A 24,375-nucleotide genomic window follows, 5' to 3' on the forward strand; every position below is an offset into this window, starting at 1 on the left:
TCCAAAACCTGTTTATTACCATGCTTATTTTACTTTCCACCCTTCTGGTGTGCACTTCTGTCATCATTTTGGCGAACACAGGCTATCAGTTCAAGGAAATGCATAGCCGAACGAACGGATCTCATCAGATGTTGACATTCGAAAAAGAACTAAATGATCCCCAAACGGTGCATGATTGGTGGGTCGCTCAGAACGGTGTTCAGGTCTCGCCTTTGCTTACTTACCATACTTTGTCAGGTATGACCTTGGATAATGTGGATATCCCCAACATTTATCTGTACATGATGAACACCCCTCCACCTCCATGGGAGGTAGATCAACTCGTATTTGCATCCGGTAAAGAAAGCCCCTCTCCCGCACAAGGGAATGTATGGATTCCTACCTCGATGGCCTACAGTTATAACATTACTGTTGGTGATGTCGTTCAATTCAGAACGGGACCTGCTACGCTAAGTCTCACCGTATCGGCGATTGTTGTAGATGTTCCTTACGGAGCACCGTTCAGCAATACAGCAAGAATCTGGATGAACCCTGGCGATTATGAACATGATTTCAGCATGTTTGCCGGCAAAGAACATCACATGATGGGCATACATTTCGATGATTACAGTACGAGTTCCAGCTACTGGGATCGTTATGCAAGTGAGACAGGCTCCCCTTTTCTGGAAACCAAAATGGAATTCGAAAGTATCTCGTCCTTCTATCTCATTATCAACCAGATCATCGGTTTCATTATGATTTTCTTGGGAGCTATCATGATGGTGATTGCGCTCATTACGATTGGTTTTACCATATCCGATGCCATTCTGGCCAACTACAAAACGATAGGTATCCTCAAGTCGCTTGGACTGACCTCCCGAGCAACCATTGCTACCTACGTTATTCAATATGCCCTGCTGTCTGTTATCGCTGTTCTCCCCGGGCTTGCGCTGAGTATGATTGTGTCCAAATTCATTATGAGCATCTCCATATCATCTCTGCGCATAGACAATGTTGAATTCCCCATCAAGGGAATTGGAGCAACTATGCTTGTAGCAATGTTGTTAATCGTTCTGATTATTAGTTTTGTTGTGTTATATGCCAAGAAAGCTCGTAAGATTGAACCTGTTCAGGCCATTCGCTATGGTATGTCTGAGAGCGACAACGTACGTATGGTTAAACGAATGAATTCACCACTAGCACATACGGCTTCATTTGGAAAGTTACCTGTTTCTTTGGTCATAGGCATACGCAGTTTGATTAAAAATAGCAAAAGTTCCGTCTTAATGATACTTCTGACATCAGTGGCCGCTTCTGTTCTAGTCTTCGGATATGTTGTTCTGACCAGCATCATCGGAATCAATCAGACGGCAGCCCAATGGGGGTATGACAATGCCAACATTGCCGCGGTGGTTGTAGACAAAACGACATTTCCAAAAGCGGCGTTGCAACGCGTACTGGAAGAAGATCACCGCATCAAAAATGTGGGCTGGCACGGAAACCTTACCGGCGTTATTCCATCCGAAGTTTCATCAAACCATAAAACCAGTCCGTCGATCAGTCTTTATTTGGGTGTATTGGATGGGAGCTATAAGGACTCCGGCTTCGAGACGTTAAGAGGTAATAACCCTGAACACGAGAACGAAATTTCCATCGGGGTCAGTGTGGCCAAGATGTTAAACAAGGATTTGGGAGACCTTATTGATCTCTACATTGAAGGAGAGAAGCGCACATTCATCATTTCGGGTATCTATCAAGCCATCGCAAACATGTCGGTATCGGGGAGAATCACCGTTCAAGCGGTTCGGAGCGTAAATCCGAGTTACAGCGATGTAGATGTTGCCTTTATTAATGTTATCAACCCTTCACAAGCAGGGGCAATTGCAGCCCAACTGAATGAGCAGTTTAAAGACTCTGCATCGATCATCACACAAAAAACACTGCTGGATTCCGTTTTTGCTGAAGCAGCAAACATTCTCGTATATCCCATGGCTCTAATTGGTCTACTGTTCATCATCGTTACCTTTATGATCATCTTCAGTACCTGCCGGATTAGTATTCGCAAAGAAAACAAGACGTATGGCATCTACAAATCAATAGGTATGACATCCGGCAGTATTCGTTCTTCCCTCACGTTTGGTGTCGCATCGTTATCACTGATTGGTTCGGTGTTTGGCGTTGTTGCAGGCGTATACCTTCTTCCCCGGCTACTTGAACAAGTTCTCTCGCGATATGGAATCGTACACCTTCCCTTGGTTCTGAATGGATGGGGCATCCTGCTATTCGCCTGTTTGAGTATATTGGCAGCCGCGACTGGATGCTGGCTGGCATCCCTTGAAATTCGCAAGGCATCACCACGTATGTTAGTTATTGAATAACCTAAAAAGAACCCTTACCTATTGAATAGAAAAGTAAGGGCTCTTTTTAGGTTTATATGTTTTGTTTATATGCGTTTTTATAATCATATTCTATGCTTGTTCTATAAAAAACTTTGAGTTCTTAACCACGCCACTTCTTCGCCAGCTCGCTAATCTGATGTGGTGTTGTGCGGCAGCATCCGCCAATAATCTGAGCACCAGCCGCAACCCATTGTTCCGATGCATCCTTCATGCTGCCGCAGGATCCTTGGCCGCTCCATGTTTTCGTCTCGGCATCGTAAATCTCGCCTGAATTCGGGTACACGATGATTGGTTTATCGCAGGCTTGACGTAGAATACGGATCGCTTCCGTGACCACTTCCATCGGAGCACAGTTTAGGCCAATTGCCGCAATCTGAGGCTCAGAGCCAAAGGTCTGTGCGCATACCTCAAGCGCTGTGCCCTCGCTTATGTTTGTCCCATCTTTTAATGAAAAAGAAAGCCACGCATGAGCATCAGGAAAATCCTTAAGCAATTCGACAAGAACTCGAGCTTCTTGTAGCGAAGGAATCGTCTCGAACGCCAGAATGTCGGCTCCTGCTTCAATCAGCGCAGCTATGCGAGGACGGTGAAATGCAGCCAGTGTCTCATCTGATACGCCGTAATGTCCCACATATTCGGAACCATCCGCGAGATAGGCACCGTATGGGCCAACAGAGCCAGCAACGATAGGTCGCGGACGACGCAGCTTCTCGCCACTAATGTGAGCACCTTTATGATGTTCACGCTGCTCGTTTCCCACGTTCTCGGTTCGTCCCGAAGAAACGTTTACAAGCTGTCCTGTTGAACCTTCACCTGCTGTGGCTCCCTGCACTGCTGCCCATACATCATCTCTGGCCTTCGCCGCCAGCTCCACTGTTTTGCGAATCAGATCCAGTGCAGCCTCTTCTCCAATTCCACGCTTGCGGAAGCCCTCCACCGTTGCCTGATAACTGGAAGTGATTGCACAATCTGCCCCTGCACGGAAATAATCAGCATGCACGTTCACGATAACATCCGGGTTCTCCAGCAGCACGCGTGCAGACCAGAGCGGGTCATCCAGATCACAGCCATACTGTTCAAGTTCCGTTGCCAGTGCCCCATCCAGAATCATGACCGGATACTTGTCCAGAATTTGCTGTATTGCATTTATATCCTTCGTTTGCTCACGTTGAGTCATGAAGTCAGCCCTCTTTTCTTCTTCGTACGATCCGTCCAATAATACACGATATAACACAAAATAATGAATGGAATACCACAGTATAAAGCAATCCGCTGCGTCGGGTCAAAAGCGATACCAATACAGGATGCCAGGCACAACACAAACGAAACAATAGGTACGATTGGATACAATGGCGTTCGATAAACCAGGTCTTTTACGTCATGTCCTTCCCGCAGATACTGCCTACGGAACATGTACTGAGACACGCTGATGCTCATCCATACAACTACCACAGCAAGACCTGAGATCGAAACAAGCGTAATATAAACGGTTCCGGGCGCAATGATGCTGGACAGTAACGCCAGTGCACCACCAGCCATGCTAAGTACAAGTGCATTGAACGGTACACCGCGTTTGGTCAAACGGGCAAACCATGGAGAGATGGTTTTTTTATCCGCCAATGACCAGAGCATCCGTGATGAAGCATATAACCCCGAATTCGCTGCCGATAGAATCGCCGTTAAAATAACAAAGTTCATGATGTCGGCTGCATACGGAACACCTACTCGCTCCATGACAGCAACGAACGGACTCTCCAGCACACTCGCATCTGACATCGGCAACAAAGCAGACAGAATAACGATCGTACCAATAAAGAAAATAATTAAACGCCACAACGTGGTATGAATGGCTTTTGGAATGTTTTTTTCCGGATTTTCTGTTTCTCCTGCGGCAATACCAATCAGTTCAGTACCCGAAAAGGCAAAATTGACAGCCAGCATGGTCATCAGGATCGCAGTTGCCCCGTATGGGAACCACCCAGACGCTGTAATGTTGGAAAAGAACGGAGCCGGTTCAGCATCTGCCATAGGAATAATACCAAACATGGCGGCACCACCAAGAATAATAAAGATGATAATCGTCATCACCTTCACCAAGGAGAACCAAAATTCTGATTCGGCAAAAAGTTTTACCGTGAACGCATTGAACAGGAAGATCATCAGGGCAAACAGCGCACTCCAGATCCAGACGTTCACGGACGGAAACCAGCGCTGCATAAGCAGTCCCGCGGCTGTAAATTCCGATCCGAGCGCTACGGTCCAAGTAAGCCAGTACAGCCAAGCCACCGTGAATCCTGTAGCTGGTCCAATGTATTTAGCCGCATAACTATGAAATGCACCCGTCTCCGGCATATGCACAGATAGTTCGCCAAGACAGAGCATCACCAGGTACACCACCAAAGCACCGATCAGATAGGACAAAATCGTACCGAGCGGTCCTGCTTGTTGAATGGTATACCCTGAGCTAAGGAACAGACCTGTTCCAATGACCCCGCCAAGAGAGAGCATAACTACATGCCTTGTTTGCATTTTTCGCTGAAATTGACCTTTATCGCTACTATTCTCCATATAACCTGCTCCCTGCTTCTTCATCCAGAACAAACAAAAAAGACCCACTCTTCCCTAAGAGTGCGCCGCGACTGACAAATAAAAACAAACGCTCCTATCTATCAGGCTTTCACCCGCTGGAATTAGCACAGTATCCTTCAGATCTGTTGCTGAGGTTTCTAAGGGCCAGTCCCTCCACCTCTCTGGATAAGAAAATGATTTTGTATAACTATATCGACTGCTGCCTGATGTGTCAACATTTAAATAAACATTAGCTTCCCCAAGCGAGCTTTTGATCCTTTCCTTGGAGCCGAAGTGAACACATGCAGCATTCCGATTGGGTGCATCAAGCTACTCTGTAGAGGAACCTGGATTTACAATATTCGTTTTAATCTCATACGTAATAGGTACTGTCGCAAACACTTCATCCCAGTTATCTTTTACCTTCTTCCACGTTTTTGGATAATGGATTCGGATACTGTCCCGAAAACCGGCAACGTCAGCTTTATACGTATGCTGGAGTTTATAGAGCATTTGATCAATCTGTTGATCTACGATTTTAGCAAAATCCTTCTCCAGTTCCTTAAGATAGGCTCCCTTTTCTTCTTTTTCAGGGGAACGCCAGTCCTCCATTAACCAGCCTTCCGACTCTGCCTTGACGTGGAACGAAATGTCTCCACCTACCACCTTTGGAATGATTTTTATAGTCTTTTTCTTGATCTCATAGAGAACCGTGAAGCCTTCCTTACTATATGTTTTGATGACCCCGCCCGCCTTTTCCTCAGGCTTAATCCAAGATAATGCTTCAAGGTCGGTTTGGTTAAGCTCCCCGATAAATTTCGTTGTTTTAGCTTTAAAGATGCTGCCCCCTGAAAATTTATCCTCACCATCTGCATTTAACACATTTTGAAGCAAAAAGCTTGAGCCAGACTGCATCTCTGCATCCAGTTTGGCAAGCGAAACAGGTTCGAGTATTTTATTCGAAATGTAGGAGTTATTCGTAATTCCCGTAAGATAAAAAGCCGGAATTCGAGAAGGATCTCTCGAAGTAAGGACATCCAGCGCACGGTGATGGCTAATTAACACAAGGCAATTGGGGCGAATATCGTTATCCCGAAGCACAAAATCAAGCAACTGTTGTAGTCCATACTTTTTAGCAATATCTTTGGAAATGACGATTACTTTCAGATGATGTCCAATGAGCGGACGATCTCGGCGCAAGGAAAACTGACGAAATATTTGAAGCAACGAATCCCCGGTAAGTTGTTCGTTGGAATAAGAAGATTTGCCCGAAGAAGGTGAACCACCCTGTTCGCTCTGCTGACTGCTTGATTTACCCGGGGCAATCTGAACGGTTGCGGTCACATTTTCTTCCTTGGGATAATCCCCTCCTTGGGCTGATATATTTTTTTCAAATTTCGTTTCCTGTCCAACATCAATGCCGAGACCCACATACAGACTTAAATCCTCAATTTCCCGGCTGCTCCAGCACCCCGAGATCAGACTGAGAATAAGTAAGGCTGAGATGATACGTAGCCATAACCGGAGAGAAATCATGCGTGTTTACCTCCTTTCTTGCGAATAATGCTAAGCAGCAGCAATACCAAAGGCATAATGGCAAACAAAACGACAGATGCATTGCCCAGCATGTCACCTAGTGCAAACGTTTCATATACATTTTTGGGGATCATCGCTGTCAGATAGATGAACGGTATAAGAACGTACATGATCGTCCGCATCTTCTTGGCTTTAAACAGATCTCGAATCCCGACAGATGCACAGTAATGGGTAATGGCAAAGGTAGAGAAAATCTGTAAAATCCAGATGACCAGCAATAACGATTCGAAACGCTCAAAGATCAAACCTTGAATCTCAAAACTACGAACCAGATCCAGTGTTGGCCAGGTTCTCGTTTTAATTCCATCAAGCGATAAACTGCCAACGACCATAACGACCGTGATCAAATAAATCGCTGTAGATATGCCCAGCCCCCATGTCATAGCCTTATTGCTTTTTTTCGGATTTTGCATATACGCTGTAATGACGAGCATTACTTCATAACCTGTGTATGAAAGCAAGGAAGGTTTCAAGCCTTTGATTACAGGTAAAACCCCTTCTCCGAGAACCGGTCTTAAATTACTGATTTCGAACAGTTGATTACTCAGCAATATCTCCATCACAAAAATAACCAAGGTAATCGGCAAAATAATTTCAAACACACGCACGATAACTGGAAGTCCGCCGGAAATCAGATAGATTCCGATCCACATAAACACCATCACAATGGCCCAGGTAGGTGTACGCTCCAACAAATACATTCCGGTCACATCAGCCATCACCCGGATTTCAAAAGCTGCAATGACCATAAAATAAATAATGTTGGCACAGCCCAATATGTAAGCAATCCAACGTCCCGTAATCTCCTGAGTGAATTGGAAAACGGTTTTTTCCGGGAATCTTCGACACAAGGTCACCAATATCATTCCAACACCCGTAATAATCAATCCTGAAAGGATGATCGAAATCCAGACGTCCGGTGTTCCAACCGCTTTGCCCGTTGTCCGAGGTAGTGTTAATATGCCTGCACCAAGCATGTAATTGACGATTATGACCACCGCTTGTGTAGTGCTTATTTTTACTTGGGAGTCATTCAATTTTTAGCACCTCCAGACCATCTGTGGATTGTACGAGGCTAAACTGAACTGCATAGAACTTTTTTACATGAAACTTCACTTGAAACATCATTATTTCTTGCGATCTTCATCGGTCGGATTCATCATTTCAGGACGTCTTCTCATCATATTAAGCGGGGCACGGATGACAAAATCCTTCCAATCGCTCAAATGATATGGAACCGCTGGCGCTATATACGGTACCCCGAAACTGGAGAGTCTGGCCAGATGTGTGCACATCAGCAAGAAAAACATAACCACGCCATACAATCCCATGACTGCAGCACTGAACATTGCAGCAAAGCGCAACAATCGCAAGGTCAGTCCTGCACTGTATACTGGAATGGTAAAGGACGAAATGGCCGTGACTGCTACAACAATGACCAGGAACTGACTGATAATCCCCGCCTGTACTGCCGCCTGACCGATAATTAAACCTCCAACGATTCCCATTGCAGGTCCGATGGGTTTGGGCAGACGAATCCCGGCTTCCCTTAGAATCTCAATGGACAGCTCCATAATCAAAGCTTCAATAATCGAAGGAAAGGGCACACCCGAACGGGTTTCAATAATCGTCAGCACCAGTTTCGTTGGAATCAGACCTGGATGGAACGAAATAAAAGAGATATAAAGCGCCGGGGCAAGCAGGGCTAACATCGCTGCCATAAAACGTAGAATTCGAAGGAATGTACTTGGAATCCAGCGTTCATAGTAATCTTCTGGAGATTGGAGCAGCATGCTGAACGTAACCGGCACAACCAGAACAAACGGAGTGCCGTCCAGCAAAATAGCTACACGCCCCTCCAATAAAGCACCGATCACACGATCAGGCCTTTCCGTATTCAAAACCTGCTGGAAAGGACTCAGAGCATCATCTTCAATCAATTGTTCTACATAACCTGACTCCAGCATCGAATCCATATTGATACTCTTCACACGTTTTATAACCTCGGTCACGAGTTTAGGGTCGGCAATATCCTGAATATAAGCAATAGCCAATTCTTTTTTGTTCCGGCTGCCCACTTTAAGCTTTTCAATAAACAAGCTCTGATCGCTTCCATAACGTCGTAAAATGCCCGTGTTATCACTAAGCTCCTCTGTAAAACCGATACGCGGTCCGCGTAGCAGACCTTCAGATAAGGGTTCATCCACCCCGCGTGTCTTTAAACTGGACGTTCCGATCAGCATAGCTCCCGGTATGCCATCCACCAACAAACCGTTTTTCCCCACCAATACACCTGATGCAAGCTCCTGTAGAGATTGTGTCTCCTGAATCTCACTCACGGGAAGAATTTGAGTTTTCAGATACGTGGACAGGAAGTCTGCTTGTTCAGGATGAAGAAAACTTTCCTGTTTGAGCTCAGGTATACCCTTGATCATTAAAGGTTCAATTAAATATTTGTCGATCAGATCTGTGTCCGTAAGCCCTTCGGTATACATGATCGCCACTCTCGTATCCGTTCCTCGAATGGTGAACTCTCGAATATGTACATCTGCATTTTTGCCAAACGTCTCTCGAACCGTTATCAGATCTGTCGTGTGTCTCCCGGTTAGCTTAATATTGGCATAGTGCCCGGTTTCCGTCCCTGGTCCGATGCCAGCTTCAGCTGGTGAAATGTCCTTCGGCGAAGGAATCGTTTTATTTTTGCGAGAGAAGCTTCCCCGTTTGATTGCTGTATGGAACCAATTGGTTATGAAATACAGAACAATCGGTACGATAAAAACCATAAGTGCCTGTGCCCAGATCGTCCATTTCGGTACATAAGATAAGATCGTTGACCACACCCTCCATTCATCCTCCCTTCTCTGTAAAATCAAACCACAGGTATTCCCGGCTTATTGTGTCCTGTTTGCCCATAAAAATTCCGTGAATTTGGCAGGATATGCAATGGAACACTTTCCTTCCTGATGGTTAACAACCGCTTACGATTTGCAGAAAAATGATCCAAACAGCAAAAACGATCCTGCTAAAAGCACAGAATCGTTCTGGAATTCATACCGTTTTTATTTTTCACTTACACAATTCGAGTCACATGTTGTGCCTTATCATCCAATAGATGAGCTGCGGCCGCGATCGTTTGGAAATCATTTAACGCAATTTCAATTTTTTCGTGACTCTGTTGCATGTAGTCTTCTACCTTTTTCGTACCATTGGTAATATTGGTAATCTCTTTAGTAATGCCCGTGACACTGTCACGAATCTCATTAATTGAATTCTCCACCATGGCTGACAGCTTACGTACTTCTTTCGCCACAATATCGAATCCTCGGCCGAACTCTCCTGCATGTGCAGCCTCAATGGCTGCATTCAGCGCGAGCAGCTGTGTCTGAGAAGAGATTTCCCGGATGGTTCGCACCACGCCTTGAATGGAACCGGCCTGTTCTTGCAGATGCGTAAGTGTAGACTGGTTCGTTGCAGATACTTCCGAGATGTAAGAAAAGCTGGACATCAATTCATGGCTCCGACCAATCCCAGCACCCGCCTGCTCATTCAGTTCTTGAGATAAGGCCTTCAATTCCTGAACAACGGTTGTAATGTTATTCTGGCGCTGTGTAATATCGGTAGCCATCTTGCAAACGCCAAGCACCCTCTGATTCGACTCATCAAACACGGGCATATACGTAGCTTCGAGCCATACCGATTGGCCTTTGGCATCCATACGCTCAATCTTGTCCTGAAAGCTGTTTCCGCCCAAAATACCTCTCCAGAACTCCTCATACGCCGGACTGTCTGTAAACTTTCCAAAGCATAACTGGCGATGCTGCATACCGTACATCTCTTCCTTCGTGTACCCCATTCTTGAAGCAAATACATCGTTCACGTATGTAACCCTGCGATTTAAGTCGAAGCGAATAATTGCCAAACTTTTCTCCATCGCCTTGACCACTAACTCGTCCGTCACCTGATCTTGACGCCCAGTCTCCAATAAAGACATGCAAATCCCCCACAATCCGTCCCATAGTCAATAAAGTGTTGCAATTGAATTACTTAATACCGTTCGATAAAAGTGCATTCCTGCGATGCGTCGACTCCTAGTAAATGATACCCGAATTCGGGACTTTTGGATCACAAATTTGCATGCATCCCAAAAAAAATTTTTTTATGTACATACAACCTTCATACTTAGGGTACTACGGGCTTGTTCTTATCCTAATTCCATTGTTCTCTCCAGTTCAATTTTCACTATCTATAGGAAATTAGAGCAACACAAAAAGCAAGTTATGGGTAATCATAACTTGCTTTTTTCTAGCAACTTCAAACTAAACTTCAAATTCAAATATATATAAACGCAGCATAATCATTTCAAAACTTAAAAATCATGTACCGTTACACAAAGCTGAATGACAACACCAAACGGATCACGGATAATCCCGTAGCCGGGACTAAATTCATTCTTTGCATAAGGCACAAGTACCTTCACCCCTTCATGTTGCGTCAACGCCTCATAAAGTCCATCCATTTGGCCTTGCTCCTGGGATTGAATGCACAGCGATGTACTGTTTCCCAGTTCCCACGGTCTCTCCGCATCCATCGCTTCCTCCGCAATCATAATTTTGTTCGCTCCGATCTCCAGCACCGAATGTGTAATATACTCATCCTGACCGTCAGGATACGTAAAATCGGGACTCATCTGCTTCATTTCTTTGTAGCTTTTTCGGAATAATACTTTCGCACCTAACGTTTTTTCGTAAAATGTAATCGCTTCTGCCGCTTCTCCGTTCATCGAGAGAAAGGGAATGACTTCAACATTCATATGACTTGCCTCCTTCATTCGTCTGCCTTACACTTATCACTATAACGATAAATGGTGCCAATATATGACACCTTTTAGGGAAGGAGATGTGGACAGATGAAAAAGACTGAGCGTCTACACCATATGCTTCGCTTTATTAATCAAAAACAGCACTTCACGCTGCATGACTTAATGCAAGAGTTTCAAATATCCAAACGAACCGCCTTACGGGATATTGCGTCTCTGGAAGAGATGGGCGCACCCATCTATGTGGAGTACGGACGTTATGGCGGTTACCGTCTGCTCCAGCAGATGCAACTGCCTCCGATCTCTTTTAATACAGATGAGCTTCATGCCTTGTATTTCGCTATGCAGGCTCTTCGCAGCTTCACCAGCTTGCCTTTTCGAACCACATTTGAATCTGTTCATAAGAAATTTATGGCGGCATTATCAGACAGACAGCAAGAAAACATTCATAACATGCAACAGCGTGTTGCTTTTAAACACACTGAACAAATTAAGGACAGCTCCTATCTAGAGCTTCTATTGGAAGCTGCGGTGCAGCAGGTAGTCATGCAGATTACATATCCTTACAAAAATTCAGAACCTATTTCCAGAATAAAAACCAGTCTCCGTGTTATACAACCTATTGCTTTATATGCCAGTAAAGGCTACTGGTACTGTCAGGCATACGATCTGAAGAAAAAAGCGTACCGTGTATTTCGCTGTGATCGAATCATGTCGGCTGTATTAACGGATATCGAACCTGTCGCACACCTTGCTGACATCCATAGTGAACATCTCCAATCCCTATGGAAACCTTCCGAACAAGCTATCTCGTTTCAATGCAAGATCAGCCAGGCTGGCATGGAGCAATTTAAGCAAAACCACTATCCCTCCATACGCCTTAAAGAACAAGACGGCGTGAAGCTGCTTATCGGAACCTATGAACCTCATGAACTAGATTTCATTGTGAGCTACCTTGCAGGCTATGGGACTTCCATTAAGATTGTTGAGCCTGAGATGTTGAAGGAATCGTTGAGACAATACTATTTGAATTTGCTGGAGAGTATTTAATGTTAATAAAAAAACACCCGGCAGGGTGCATGCCGAAAGAAATACGGCATACCCCCAAGCCGGGTATAGGATTAGAACATAATATCGATCGCCTCTAGCTCATCTTGTTCCTGTTCGGATTGTCCTTTCAGGGAAATATCCTTCAGCAACATCGAAGGCTGTTCGCAAATCTGGCTGATGATGACGAGCAGATCCTGAGCGAAATTATCGATCAGATTGCGTGTAAACAACTTGGTCGCATATTCAAACTGCCCGGTCATTACCTCATCCAGCATCGAAATAATTAAAGTCAGATCGAATTGAGCAACCTTATGCTTTTCCGGATAAGATTCAATCTGGATCTCTCCGAAATTTTGAACGTTATCTTCCTTCGTTTCCAGAGCAAACATGACATCGAATACAGGATTGCGGCTTAGGTCTCGCGGTACCTGAAGTTTCTTCACAAGTTCCTCAAAAGGATAATCCTGGTGATCATAGGCCCCGAGCATCGTTTCTTTGACTTCGTTCAAGTAAGCAAGGAATGTCTTCTCCCCCGACGGATAATGCCGAATGGCCAACGTGTTGACAAACATTCCGATAAGTGGCTCCAGGTCGGTATGTGTGCGACCCGAAACCGGTGTGCCTAAAATGAAGTCTTCTTGCCCCGAGTACTTGCTGAGCAGGATGGAATAGGCCGCCGATAATACCATATAAAGAGTGGCGCCGTTCTCACTAGCCATGCGTTCCAAGCTTTCCGTCATCTGCTTGTCGATATTGAAAGGCAGCACATCGCCCTCAAAGCTGCGAGTAGCAGGTCTGACAAAGTCCGTAGGCAGTTCAAGCGTTGGTAACTCACCTTCCAGCACGTCCAGCCAGTAGGCTTCCTGACGTTTCAGCTGTTCTTTTACAGGCTCAGACTGCTGCCAAGCAGCGTATTCCTTGTATTGAATCCGAAGCGGTTCAAGAGTCTCGCCGTTATACAAGCGCAACAGTTCTTCGACGAAGATGCCCATCGACATGCCATCCGTGATGATATGATGAATATCAAGCATAAGCAAGTGCCGTTCCGCTTCCCATTCAACTAAGCCCACACGCAGCAGCGGCGGCCGCTCCAAATCAAAGACTCGCACAAATCCGTCCGCGATACTTTTCGTTTCACTTTCTGTCGCTTGGGTGTACTCGACGGCAAACTCCAAGTTCGGATAAATTCGTTGTACAGGTTCACCGTCGACCATTTCGAAGCCGGTTCGCAAAACTTCGTGACGAGCGATTAATCCTTTGAGCGCGGACTCGAATTGATTCCGTTCCAAACGCCCGACGAGAACCGTCATGCCGGACATGTTGTAACTAAGCTCCGCGCCCTCCATCTGCTGCTGGATGTACAACCGTTTTTGCACGGAAGAAAGAGCGTAGTAATCTCTCTGATCCAGAACCGGAATGGAGCGGTGTTCCTGCCACTCCAATTGACTGATAATTTCAGCCATCGACTCAATCGTCGAGTGCCGGAACACATCACGGAGCGGCAAGTCTACGCTCAACTCCTTGTGCACCTTGCTAACCAGCATTGTCGCCCGAAGGGAGTGCCCGCCAAGGTCAAAGAAGTTGTCCGTTACACCTATTGTTATTGATCCGAGCACGTCCTGCCAGATGGCGACGAGTTTCGCCTCTAGCTCAGTGCGTGGCGCCACGTATTCACGTCCTCCTCCAGCTCCTTCTTCTGGCGCTGGCAATGCCTTCCGGTCAACTTTCCCATTCGGCGTTAGTGGTAAGTTTTCCAGTTCTACAAAGTACGATGGGATCATGTACCCCGGCAACTCCTGGGCCAGTGCGCCGCGCAGATCATTCACTGCCAGTTCCGTTCCTGTATCCGGTGTGTAATATGCACATAACACTTTCTGCCCGTTTGTATCATTTCGAACCAGCACCACGGCTTCGCGTACGCCTTTCACCTGTAGCAACTTCGCTTCGACTTCGCCCGTCTCAATCCGGTAGCCCCGAATTTTAGCCTGATTGTCGATTCGACCAATGAAGTCCACATTGCCGTCTTCCGTCCACCGCGCCAAGTCTCCCGTGCGATACAACCGCTCACCCGCGGCAAACGGGCTGTCTACGAACTTCTCTTCCGTCAATTCTGGACGGTTCAAGTATCCGCGCGAGACCCCAACTCCGCCGATAACCAGTTCGCCCAGCACCCCGACAGGCACGGGATTCAAATGTGCATCCACAATGTAAAACTTCGCATTTAGCCACGCTTTGCCGATAGGCACATGCCCTGTCTCCGGAAGCACTTCCAGTGGCTCGTCGTAGAAACTGGAGTCGATCGCTGCTTCCGTTACACCGTAAGCGTTGATGATACGGAACAATGATCCGAAGCGTTCCTGCAAGGTACGATAATCGGCGACGCTGCAGCTGTCCGAACTAGTGATGAGTAACTCCATCTGACTCATATCCAGCTCTTGCTCATGCACATATTCCATAAACGGCACAATCAGCGCTGGCGTCGATTCAAATATAGTCACTTGCTCCTGCTCGATCCAATGGTGCAGACGAGACGGATCGATCCGGTCATCCTTCGGCACGATCACCATCGTTCCTCCGTTGTACAGCGTGCGTGCGATATCGCCCACGAATACGTCAAACGAGAAGCTGGCCAGCTGCAATAGCCGCACCGGGAACTGATCCAAACGATATTCCCGTCGGTATCCTGCCGCCGTATTGACCAGGCTGCGGTGCTCGATCATGACGCCTTTGGGTTGTCCTGTCGTTCCCGACGTGTAGATTACGTAGGCCAGATCCTCTGGCCGGGCTTCGTGGAAATCGTCCATACCAGAACTCATCGGCGCATTGGCCCGCTCCTCGCTATAGGTTGCTTCGTCGTCGAGATACACTACTGCCGCCAGCGCCAGTTCCTCTTCGTCCAGCCATGCTTCGGCACGCTCTCGCAGTGGCTTTTGGGTAAGTAGCACCTTTGCTCCGCTGTCTTCCAGCATGAATCTCACGCGGTCTGACGGGTAATCCGGATCGAGCGGGACATACGCGCCGCCTGCTTTCCAGACAGCGAGCACGGCTACCAGCAAATCCACTGAACGTTCGGCAAGAATGCCAACGATGGATTCCCGGCCGATGCCGCTTGCACGTAGCGTAGCCGCCAAACGGTTTGCCCGCTCGTTTAGCTCCGCATACGTTAGACGATCGTTTTCGTACACGACGGCCTCTGACTCCGGTGCGCACTGTGCCTGTTCCTCGAACAAACGGTGGAATGCAACCGCTGGAGTCGTTTCTGCTTCCGGTTGCGCCGGATTAAACGTAAGGAGCATTTCTTCTTTTTCCGCTGTGGTCAACAGGTGTAGCTCAGCAATCCTAGCATCCGGGCGGCTTACGATCTTCGCAAGCAAATGTCCGAAATGAGCCTGCAACCTTCGAATCGTGCTTTCTTTATAAAGAGCCGTTGCGAATTCAAAGTTGCACTCCAACACACCGTCTTCTTCTGTAACATCTACACTCAAATCGAACTTGGCTGAGCCGTAGTCGCTAGGGTACGGTGATAACTTCAGTCCTTTCAGTTCTATCTTTTTATCTTCCAAGTTTTGCAGGGAGAACATGGTATCAAAGAGCGGGTTGCGGCTCAGATCCCGGGTAACCTGTACTTTATCGACGAGCTCTTCGAACGGATAGTTCTGATGCTCGTAAGCCCCTAAAGTCGTTTCTTTCACTTCGTCCAAATACGAAAGGAAGGTTTTTTCTGACGTCGGATAATTACGAAGCGCCAGCGTATTGACAAACATTCCGATTAAGGGCTGCGTGTCTACATGTGTTCTGCCCGCAATCGACGTTCCGACGATCAAATCGTCCTGACCTGTGTATTTATGCAAAAGCACGGTATATGCCGCAAGTAACACCATATACAGCGTCGTTCCTCTTTGAGCGGCCAGCTGCTTCAAACCTTCGTTCGTTTCCTCATTCACGAAAGATGTTAATGTCTGTCCTTCAAAACTTTGCACGGCAGGACGCGGATAGTCCGTTGGCATTTCCAGCACCGGCAGCTCGCCATGGTAACGTTCCAACCAATAGGTTTCCTCACGTTTCAACTGCTCCTTTTGCTCGTCTGACTGCTGCCATACCGCATAGTCCTTGTATTGAATGCGCAAAGGCTCTAATGTCTCGTCGCCGTATAGACGAACGAGTTCATCGACGAATACGTCCATCGAAACCCCGTCGGAGATGATATGGTGCATGTCAAACATCAGCAAATAACGTTCGGTCGCCAGCTCTACGAGTTCCGCTCGCAGCAGTGGAGGCTTCGCCAAGTCGAAAGGCTGGATGAAGGCCTGTACAACGTCAGGCGCTTCTTCCTCGTTCGCATGACAGTAGTCCACAGCAAAGTCGACACTCTCATAAATGCGCTGTACTGCTTCGCCTTGCACGATCTCGAAGCCGGTTCGCAGCGTTTCGTGCCGTGCGATCAGTCCGCGGAAAGCCTTGTCCAACAGACCCCGATCAATCGTTCCTTCCACCAGTAGTACACCAGGCATGTTGTAGCTCTGATCAGCACCTTCCAGCTGATTCAGGATAAACAACCGCTTCTGGGCTGATGATAGTGGATAATATGCTCTTGTGTCTGCCAACGGAATCGACGAGAACGTCTGCTCTCCGATCCTTGATATGGCAAGAGCCATCTCTTCAAGCGTCGAATAACGAAATACGTCCCGCAGAGGCAACTCAACGTTCAACTCCTGGTGAACCTTACTTACCAGTGTTGTCGCCCGAAGTGAATGGCCGCCGAGGTCGAAGAAATTATCATGAACACCAATGCGCGTAAGTCCGAGCACACTTTTCCAAATATCAGCCAGACTGGCTTCGAGTGGAGTCCGCGGTGGAGTCCCCTCTTCGCCTGGCTGTAGGTGCTCCTCTGGCGCCGGGAGAGACTTGCGGTCAACCTTGCCGTTCGTTGTCAGCGGGAGTTGCTCTAACTGAATCAAGTACGACGGAATCATATAGGCCGGCAGCTCCTGGGAAAGTACACTCTTCACCTCAGCCGCTGGAAGCTCAACGTCAGCTTCATAATAAGCACAAAGTTGCTTTTCGCCTGAAGCATTCTCCCTTGCAAATACCGTTGTTTTCCGAATTCCCTCCACTTTCTGAAGCTGAGCTTCAATCTCGCCGAGTTCAATTCGGAAGCCACGAATTTTCACTTGATCATCCGTCCGTCCAACGTATTCGATTGTACCGTCCGACAACCATTTCGCTAAATCCCCCGTCCGGTACATGCGCTCTCCCGGTTGAAACGGATGTTCCACAAATTTCTCCGCCGTCAGCTCAGGCCGGTTATTGTAGCCCTGTACCAAGCCTTCTCCACCAACGCATAATTCGCCAGCCACACCGATCGGCAGAAGTTGGTTCCGGCTGTCGACGATACACACCGTTGTATTACTGATAGGTCTTCCGATGGGAACGGTAACCGCTGCGTCATCAATGAAATCGACCGGAAGGTATGTCGTATACACCGTGCTTTCCGATGGGCCATAAAGGTGGTTAAGTCTACCCGGTCCGATATGAGCGAGCGCTTTACGCACATGGCCAACCGACACCCGCTCTCCTCCGAACAATATTGCCCGGACATTCCGCAAGCAGTCGATGTTCACATCTACAAGCACGTTAAAAAAAGCCGTCGTTATCAGCATCACCGAGATATGCTCGCGCTGAATGAGTTCCGCTAACTGGCCAATCTCCAGCACAGTCTCACGGGGAACCAGCACCAACCGTGCTCCGTTGGTCAAAGCACCAAAAATATCGAAGATCGCTCCGTCAAACGAATAACTCGAAAGCTGGAGGACATGATCGTGCTCGGTGATGTCGATATAATTCGTATTTCGCACGATACGCACGATGTTGCGGTGCGAGACAAGGTTGCCTTTCGGCTTGCCTGTCGTGCCTGACGTATAGATGATGCATGCCAGATCTGTCGCTTCCGTGCCCGGATTTAAATCAGTGCAGTCCTCATGATAGAAAAATTCATCATCCAATAAGATCACGGAGTCCGAATCTGCCAGACGTTCACGCAAGCGGCTTTGGGTCAGCATGACCTGTGCTCCCGAATCCTCGATCAGAAAACGGATACGCTCCTCGGGATATTCCGGATCAATCGGTACGTAACCCGCTCCGGCTTTGTGTGCCGCCAGCATACCCACTACCATTTCAATGGAACGTTCAGCCATAATAGCGACTAGTCCTCCTCGGGTTATCCCGTGACTACGTAAGGTACGGGCAAGGCGGTTGACACGTTCATTCAGAGCGCGGTAGGTCATCTCTTGTCCATTAAAGGTGACCGCAGCTGCATCTGGGATGCGCTCCGCTTGTTCTTGGAACAAGCGAATGAGCGTCTTATCGCGAGGGAAATCTGTGGTGGTATCATTAAAACGTTCGAGAAGTTCCGTCTTTTCCGCCTCCGTCACAAGTTCCAGCTCACACACCGTAATTTTCGGATTAGCCGTCACCTGCTCCAGCAGATGCACGAGATGCCCCTTAAGCCGCTCGATACTCTCTTTGTCGAACACTTCAGCGTTAAAATCGAATCGAATTTCAATCTCGGCTCCTGGTGCCACTGTCACATTGAAGTTATAGTTCGTCTGCTCCTCCATCTGAACATCAGCAATCGTCAGCTCGCCATGTTGCTGGTCGCCTGCTTGCTCCATCTGTTCGTCTACCGGATAATTCTCGAAAGCGATAATATGGTTGATCAGGTTCTGCTTTTGCAAGCTGAGGGCTTGAATTTCATACAGTGGATAATAATCATAACGCCCCGACTCCAGCGCCTGCTCCTGGAGCTTCACCATCAGGTTGGCGAACACGGTGTCGGCTTCACTCGTAACACGAACCGGAACTGTATTGATAAACAGACCAATCATGGACTCGACGCCTGGAATTTCTACCGGTCTTCCAGCTACAACGCTACCGAATACGGCATCGTGAGTTCCGTTATATTTTTGCAACATCACACCCCATGCAGCTTGCAAAAGCGTATTTACGGTAACTAGATGCTGTTTCGCTACCTGATCCATCCGTTCACTTAACTCCTTGCCTAGCTGGGCAGTAACGTGATCAGCTTTAAATCTGTTATGCGGCGCTGATTCCTTTTGCCCAGGGAGTAGCGTTTTCCCTTCATAGCCTGCCAAGAATGTCATCCAGTAATCGGATGCCGCCTTATCGTCCTGCTTCTCCAACCATTCGATATAAGAGCCGTAATCTGCTCCTTTATCTACCACCGGTTGCTCACCAGAGATCAAAGCAGAATACACCTCAAACAGCTCCTGTGTCAGCTGAGACAGACACCAACCATCCATTAAAATATGCTGGAAACTCCACAATACATGGTAGCTTTGCTCTTCAGTACGCAGGATCGTAAACCGAACGAGTGCATCATGTTCCATGTCGAAGCCGCGAAGTTTGTCATCCTCAGCCTTTTTGTCCAGATAGGCCTGTTTTTCATCCATTTGCAAATGAAGCAGCTCTTCATATTCGAAGCCAACCGGTTTATCACGGTACACAATTTGCAACGGCTCCCCTGTCGGACCTTTCACAAAATTCGCCCGTAACACCAAATGTCGTTTTGCAAGCTCCATCCAGCTTTTCTCGAAAAGCTGAACATTGAGTGCTCCCCGCATCGTAAACCGCGTCTGCTCGAAGTAAGCGGCTGTTTGCTGATCAAGCGCGCTGTGGAACCACATGCCCTTTTGCATCGGCGTAAGCGAGTAAATATTTTCGATCTCTCCGAGATGACCGGAGCGCTGAGCGATTTGCTCCAATGCTGCAATGGTCAAACCTTTAAATTGTACGTCGCTTGGTGTCAATTCGGTATGTTCTTTCCCTACACAGTGCGCTATGAGTTCTCGGAGACTTTGCTCAAGCCCTTGAGCGAAAAATTCCATCGTTGCCTTCCGATACTGCTTGCGACTGTAGCTAAGATCAAGCGATAAAGCTCCGTCCAGCACCATGCCATTAATATCCAGCACAAAGCTGCGGGCCTGACGATCACTAGCCGGGCTGCCACTGGAATAAGAAGATATGCCGATCTCATCTTGATTGACATCATCGTCGAACTGACCGAGGTAATTAAAATTAATTTCCGGCTCTGCGCCCCAAACAAAGCCATCCTCCGACTTAGAAAGATAACGGCATAAGCCATACCCAAGCCCTTTGTTAGGAATGCGGCGCAAGTGTTCCTTGACCTGTTTAATCTGGTAGGCCAAATCCCGATCGCTTTCCGGCTCTAGGACCACTGGGAACTTGGTCGTAAACCAGCCAACTGTGCGATTAATGTCGATATCTGTTCCAATGGATTCACGTCCATGTCCTTCGAGATTGATCCGCACACGTTCGTGTCCTGTCCAATTGCGAATAGCTATGCCGAGCGCCGTGATTAAAATATCGTTCATTTCAGTGTTATAAGCTCGGTGAACCCGCTTCAGTAACAGCTCTGTTTCTTCGGGAGTCAAACGGACGAATAGTGATTCGCTGTCTTGTTGCGTTGTCATGTCCGTCTCCATATCCTTCGGTATGGCCGGAACCTCAATTTGTTCCACGTCCTGCCAATAGGCACGCTCCTTCGCAAGCTCCTCACTTTGTGCGTAAGCGGCCAATTGTTCTGACCAAGTGCGGTATGCATCCGTTTTCGCCGGGAAACGAATGTCCTCGTTTTTGACTGCCTGCTCGTAACCCAGTGCGAAATCCTCCATCAAAATACGCCAAGACACACCGTCCACCACGGCATGGTGAACCGTCAGTAGCAGATGATCACCATCCGCACACTGAAACAGTCCCGCTTTCATAAGAGGCCCATTCTCCAGATCAATACCCGCTTGAATGTCCGTTGCCTTGGCTTCCACAACCTGCCCGGTGTGTTGCTCCTCCTTGAAGTCGAACACATCCAGCGTGAACAGCCCGCCTTCCTGAATCGCTCGGTTCCGTGCGCTGAACCCTTGTTTCGTCTTACGGAATACCATTCGCAAAGCGTCATGATGCTCGGCCAGCTTTTGCAGTACATGTCCTGCCGTTTCTTCGTCGAAGCGTTCCTTCCGGTACAGCATCACCGACTGATTGAAATGATGTGCATCCACAAAAGAGCTCTCGAAAAACCATTGCTGGATCGGCGTCAGCACTGTTTCACCCGTTATTTCTCCTTGATCAATGGTACGTCCAATGGTTTTCACATGCAGACTGAGCTGTGAGATCGTTGGATATTTGAACAAATCCCTGATTTCCAGCTTGTATCCGGCTTGATGAAGACGCGAAGATACTTGGATGGACTTAATCGAGTCCCCACCCAGCTCAAAGAAATGATCGGTTACCCCAACGCGATCAGCGTTCAATACGGCTTGCCATACATCGGCAAGGGTCCGCTCCACTTCATTTCGGGGAGCAACGTACTCGCCTCCAATTAGTGCATTTCCTTCTGGGACAGGCAAAGCCTTTCGGTCAATTTTGTCGTTCGGTGTAAGGGGCATCCGTGGAAGCTGAACGAAATGCGCCGGAATCATGTAATTCGGCAAGTTTTGCGCCAGCGTGCTTCTCAGTTCACCTAGTGTAAGCGGGTGGCTCGCGACCAGGTATGCGCACAGTTCTTGACCGCTTTTGCCTTCCCGTGCCATCACGATTGTCTCCTGCACGGAGTCAATCTTCAGAAGTTGCTCTTCGATCTCTCCAATCTCGATTCGGAATCCACGGATTTTCACCTGATGGTCGATCCGGCCCAAATACTCCATATTTCCGTCTGGGAGCCAGCGGGCGAGATCTCCCGTACGGTAAAGACGTTCTCCCGGTGCAAACGGATGTTCCACGAACTTCTCTGCTGTTAGCTCTGGTTGGTTCAGATAACCTCTCGCAAGCCCCACTCCCGCAACGCACAACTCACCTTCCACTCCTGGAGGTACAAGTTGCAGTTGAGCATCCAAAATAAAAATCTGGTGATTCGCCAGTGGCCGCCCGATCGGAATCACTCTGTGTTCCGACTGCTCCTCGTCTGCATCCCAAAGTGTCGTAACAATGGATGCTTCAGTAGGGCCATAAGCATTGAAATAGTGGACCTTCGTTTTCCACTGTTGCACGAATTCGGCTGATACCGCCGAGCCTCCGGTTACGAGTTTCGTTAAACTAGGGAGGCGATCCGGGTTCAAATAAGCGCTGTACGTCGGCGGCAAAATCGCCGCTGTAATTGCATGCTCATTCATATAACGTTCGAACAAACGGGTGTCGAGAATCGTTTCGGCCGTAGGAATGTACAAAGTCGCACCAAAATAGAGCGCTTTGAACATTTCCCAGCAGGATGCATCGAATGACAGGCTGGCGAATTGAACAATTCGGTCTCGCTCCGTAATACGAAGCCTGTCTGCGAACATCAATTTCAAGCTTACCAAGCCCCGATGCTCCAGCATAACCCCTTTGGGTTTACCTGTTGTACCTGACGTATAGATGACATAAGCAAGGTCATTCGGGCCGCTAGATGGCTCCAGGTTCGCCCCATCGTTGCTATAGGAGTTCTCGTCATCCAGTGCAAGTACAGTCCCTTTGAAAGGTACCTGGTGCATCAGTTCCCTTTGAGTTAGCAATAGTTGCGCGTTAGAGTCCTCCAGAATGTAACGGATTCGTTCTTCCGGGTATTCGGGATCAATGGGCACGTAAGCACCGCCAGCTTTTAGAACTGCCAAAATACCAACAACCGTCTCCAGCGATCGCCTTATCATCAAGCCGACCAATTGATTGGGTAACACGCCGACGGATCGAAGCGTTCTCGCCAGCCGGTTGGCCCGTTCATTCAATTCCGCATATGAAAGTTGCTGATTCTCAAAAACAACTGCTGTTGCTTCTGGCACCCGCTGTACCTGTTCTTCTACGAGTTGATGAATTGTCCATTCCCAGGCATAGTCCTGCTTGGTATCGTTAAAGCTTTGGAGCAATTGAAATCTCTCATCTTCGGACAACATATCAATCTTCACGATGTCCAGTTCCAGCTCGTGGAGACCCACAGTTAGCAAGCTGTTGAGATGACCAACAACCCGAGTCATGAATTCAGAATCATATAAATGCTCGTTGTATAAAAGAGCTAGCTGTATTGTCCCGCCGGTTATGCTGAACTCAAAAGAACAATCCGTGACCGCATATTGTGCGATTTCATCCGTATGTAGCTCCTTGAGAGAGACTAGTGTATGGATGATGGGCTTCCCGTCCGCATATTGTAGGTCCAGCTTCTCTGTCATTTTCGAGAACGGAATATGTTGATGCTGAATCGCTTCCGGTAAGGAAGTCCTCAATTCACTCAGAAGTGTTTTAAAAGTCGCGCCCGCCGAAAACGAGTTTTTTAATATGACAGTATGATTAATGGATCGGCGCTGTTCCGTTTTTTTCGGTACAACTGGCATACCAACCAAAATGTCGGAAGCGCCTATATATTTATATAAAAGTGACTGAACACCAGCAAGCATAATCATAAACGTTGCCAGCGGAGCTCCCTTACTCATTTGCAGGACACGCTGCGATGCTTTCTCTGAGAGCGAACCACTAATGGTTGTCATCATGGGTCTTAAAGGGCTTTGAGTTTTGCTGTAAGGCAACCGCGTCAAAATATCATCATCACTACCGAGTTTTTCGTTCCAAAACAACGTTTCTTTTTCAAAAGCCACCTGGATCGTTCCCCTCTCTTCATCGGTAAAAGCAATCCGGCAGAGCCTATGCCGAAGCAACGCTCCCCGCCTTTTCAAAATGTGACAACAATAGCAATGGCTTATGCCAAATCACCGCTTTGCTTGTCCAATCGATCGCATATGACAATCTTCTGCCTGGCAACTGTCCCGAACGACTCCCATGCTTGAAAAAATATAAAGACATCGTTTACGCAAAAGGCGCAGCTGTTACTGGCTCCCTTGCTTCAATATGTTTACTGTGAACACGGCCGTCCGAAAACGGACCTTGAGTTAACCTTGGATTCGGAATTGGAAT

General features: G+C 47.6%; 11 protein-coding genes and 1 riboswitch. Of the genes, 2 read left to right on the forward strand and 9 right to left on the reverse strand.

Annotation, left to right across the window (positions count from 1 at the left end; all coding sequences use genetic code 11):
- Window positions 1-20 precede the first annotated feature (20 nt).
- Window positions 21-2,357 carry an ABC transporter permease gene (locus tag EC604_RS20695; RefSeq protein ID WP_240037056.1) on the forward strand — a complete coding sequence of 779 codons (2,337 nt, stop codon included), beginning with the start codon at window positions 21-23 and terminating at the stop codon, window positions 2,355-2,357.
- 121 nt (window positions 2,358-2,478) lie between these two features.
- On the opposite strand, the gene mmuM is transcribed toward EC604_RS20695, so the two are convergent.
- The 7 genes from mmuM to EC604_RS20730 form a co-directional block, all read right to left on the reverse strand.
- The gene (mmuM, locus tag EC604_RS20700; protein ID WP_123065956.1) at window positions 2,479-3,555 is read right to left on the reverse strand and encodes a homocysteine S-methyltransferase; all 1,077 of its coding nucleotides are present in this window, start codon (window positions 3,553-3,555) and stop codon (window positions 2,479-2,481) included.
- A complete protein-coding gene (gene mmuP, locus EC604_RS20705) occupies window positions 3,552-4,946 on the reverse strand; it encodes an S-methylmethionine permease (RefSeq protein ID WP_123065957.1) in 1,395 nt (464 codons plus the stop codon). The genes mmuM and mmuP overlap by 4 nt, the downstream gene beginning before the upstream one ends.
- Window positions 4,947-5,037: 91 nt before the next feature.
- Window positions 5,038-5,139: riboswitch (SAM riboswitch) on the reverse strand.
- Window positions 5,140-5,276: 137 nt separating this feature from the next.
- Entirely contained in the window at window positions 5,277-6,482 is a 1,206-nt protein-coding gene (locus EC604_RS20710) for a Ger(x)C family spore germination protein (protein ID WP_123065958.1), read from the reverse strand.
- Window positions 6,479-7,579, reverse strand: coding sequence for a GerAB/ArcD/ProY family transporter (locus tag EC604_RS20715; protein ID WP_123065959.1), 1,101 nt, complete (start codon window positions 7,577-7,579; stop codon window positions 6,479-6,481). Before EC604_RS20715 ends, EC604_RS20710 begins: the two co-directional genes overlap by 4 nt.
- Window positions 7,580-7,669: 90 nt before the next feature.
- On the reverse strand, window positions 7,670-9,382 hold the full coding sequence (locus tag EC604_RS20720) for a spore germination protein (RefSeq protein WP_123065960.1): 1,713 nt from the start codon (window positions 9,380-9,382) through the stop codon (window positions 7,670-7,672).
- A 230-nt stretch (window positions 9,383-9,612) separates the two neighbouring features.
- Window positions 9,613-10,533 (reverse strand): methyl-accepting chemotaxis protein, encoded by a 921-nt coding sequence (locus EC604_RS20725; protein WP_123065961.1) that lies wholly within the window; start codon window positions 10,531-10,533, stop codon window positions 9,613-9,615.
- Window positions 10,534-10,908: 375 nt separating this feature from the next.
- Window positions 10,909-11,352 (reverse strand): VOC family protein, encoded by a 444-nt coding sequence (locus EC604_RS20730; protein ID WP_123065962.1) that lies wholly within the window; start codon window positions 11,350-11,352, stop codon window positions 10,909-10,911.
- Between the two features lie 96 nt (window positions 11,353-11,448).
- Between EC604_RS20730 and EC604_RS20735 the strand changes: the two genes are divergently transcribed.
- A complete protein-coding gene (locus EC604_RS20735) occupies window positions 11,449-12,408 on the forward strand; it encodes a helix-turn-helix transcriptional regulator (RefSeq protein ID WP_123065963.1) in 960 nt (319 codons plus the stop codon).
- Window positions 12,409-12,479: 71 nt separating this feature from the next.
- On the opposite strand, the gene EC604_RS20740 is transcribed toward EC604_RS20735, so the two are convergent.
- Window positions 12,480-24,119: an amino acid adenylation domain-containing protein gene (locus tag EC604_RS20740; RefSeq protein WP_240037057.1), complete on the reverse strand. Its 11,640-nt coding sequence runs from the start codon at window positions 24,117-24,119 to the stop codon at window positions 12,480-12,482.
- The gene (locus EC604_RS29960) at window positions 24,106-24,264 is read right to left on the reverse strand and encodes a hypothetical protein (protein ID WP_161556996.1); all 159 of its coding nucleotides are present in this window, start codon (window positions 24,262-24,264) and stop codon (window positions 24,106-24,108) included. Before EC604_RS29960 ends, EC604_RS20740 begins: the two co-directional genes overlap by 14 nt.
- Between the last annotated feature and the right edge of the window lie 111 nt (window positions 24,265-24,375).

Origin of the sequence: Paenibacillus amylolyticus (assembly GCF_003719335.1) — a bacterium.
GTDB lineage: Bacteria > Bacillota > Bacilli > Paenibacillales > Paenibacillaceae > Paenibacillus > Paenibacillus amylolyticus_D.

Coding starts and splice junctions, on each gene's coding strand:
- EC604_RS20730 (WP_123065962.1), bottom strand. CDS start 11,352: ATGAATGTTGAAGTCATTCCCTTTCTCTCGATGAACGGAGAAGCGGCA.
- EC604_RS20725 (WP_123065961.1), bottom strand. CDS start 10,533: ATGTCTTTATTGGAGACTGGGCGTCAAGATCAGGTGACGGACGAGTTA.
- EC604_RS20710 (WP_123065958.1), bottom strand. CDS start 6,482: ATGATTTCTCTCCGGTTATGGCTACGTATCATCTCAGCCTTACTTATT.
- mmuM (WP_123065956.1), bottom strand. CDS start 3,555: ATGACTCAACGTGAGCAAACGAAGGATATAAATGCAATACAGCAAATT.
- EC604_RS29960 (WP_161556996.1), bottom strand. CDS start 24,264: ATGTCTTTATATTTTTTCAAGCATGGGAGTCGTTCGGGACAGTTGCCA.
- EC604_RS20695 (WP_240037056.1), top strand. CDS start 21: ATGCTTATTTTACTTTCCACCCTTCTGGTGTGCACTTCTGTCATCATT.
- mmuP (WP_123065957.1), bottom strand. CDS start 4,946: ATGGAGAATAGTAGCGATAAAGGTCAATTTCAGCGAAAAATGCAAACA.
- EC604_RS20735 (WP_123065963.1), top strand. CDS start 11,449: ATGAAAAAGACTGAGCGTCTACACCATATGCTTCGCTTTATTAATCAA.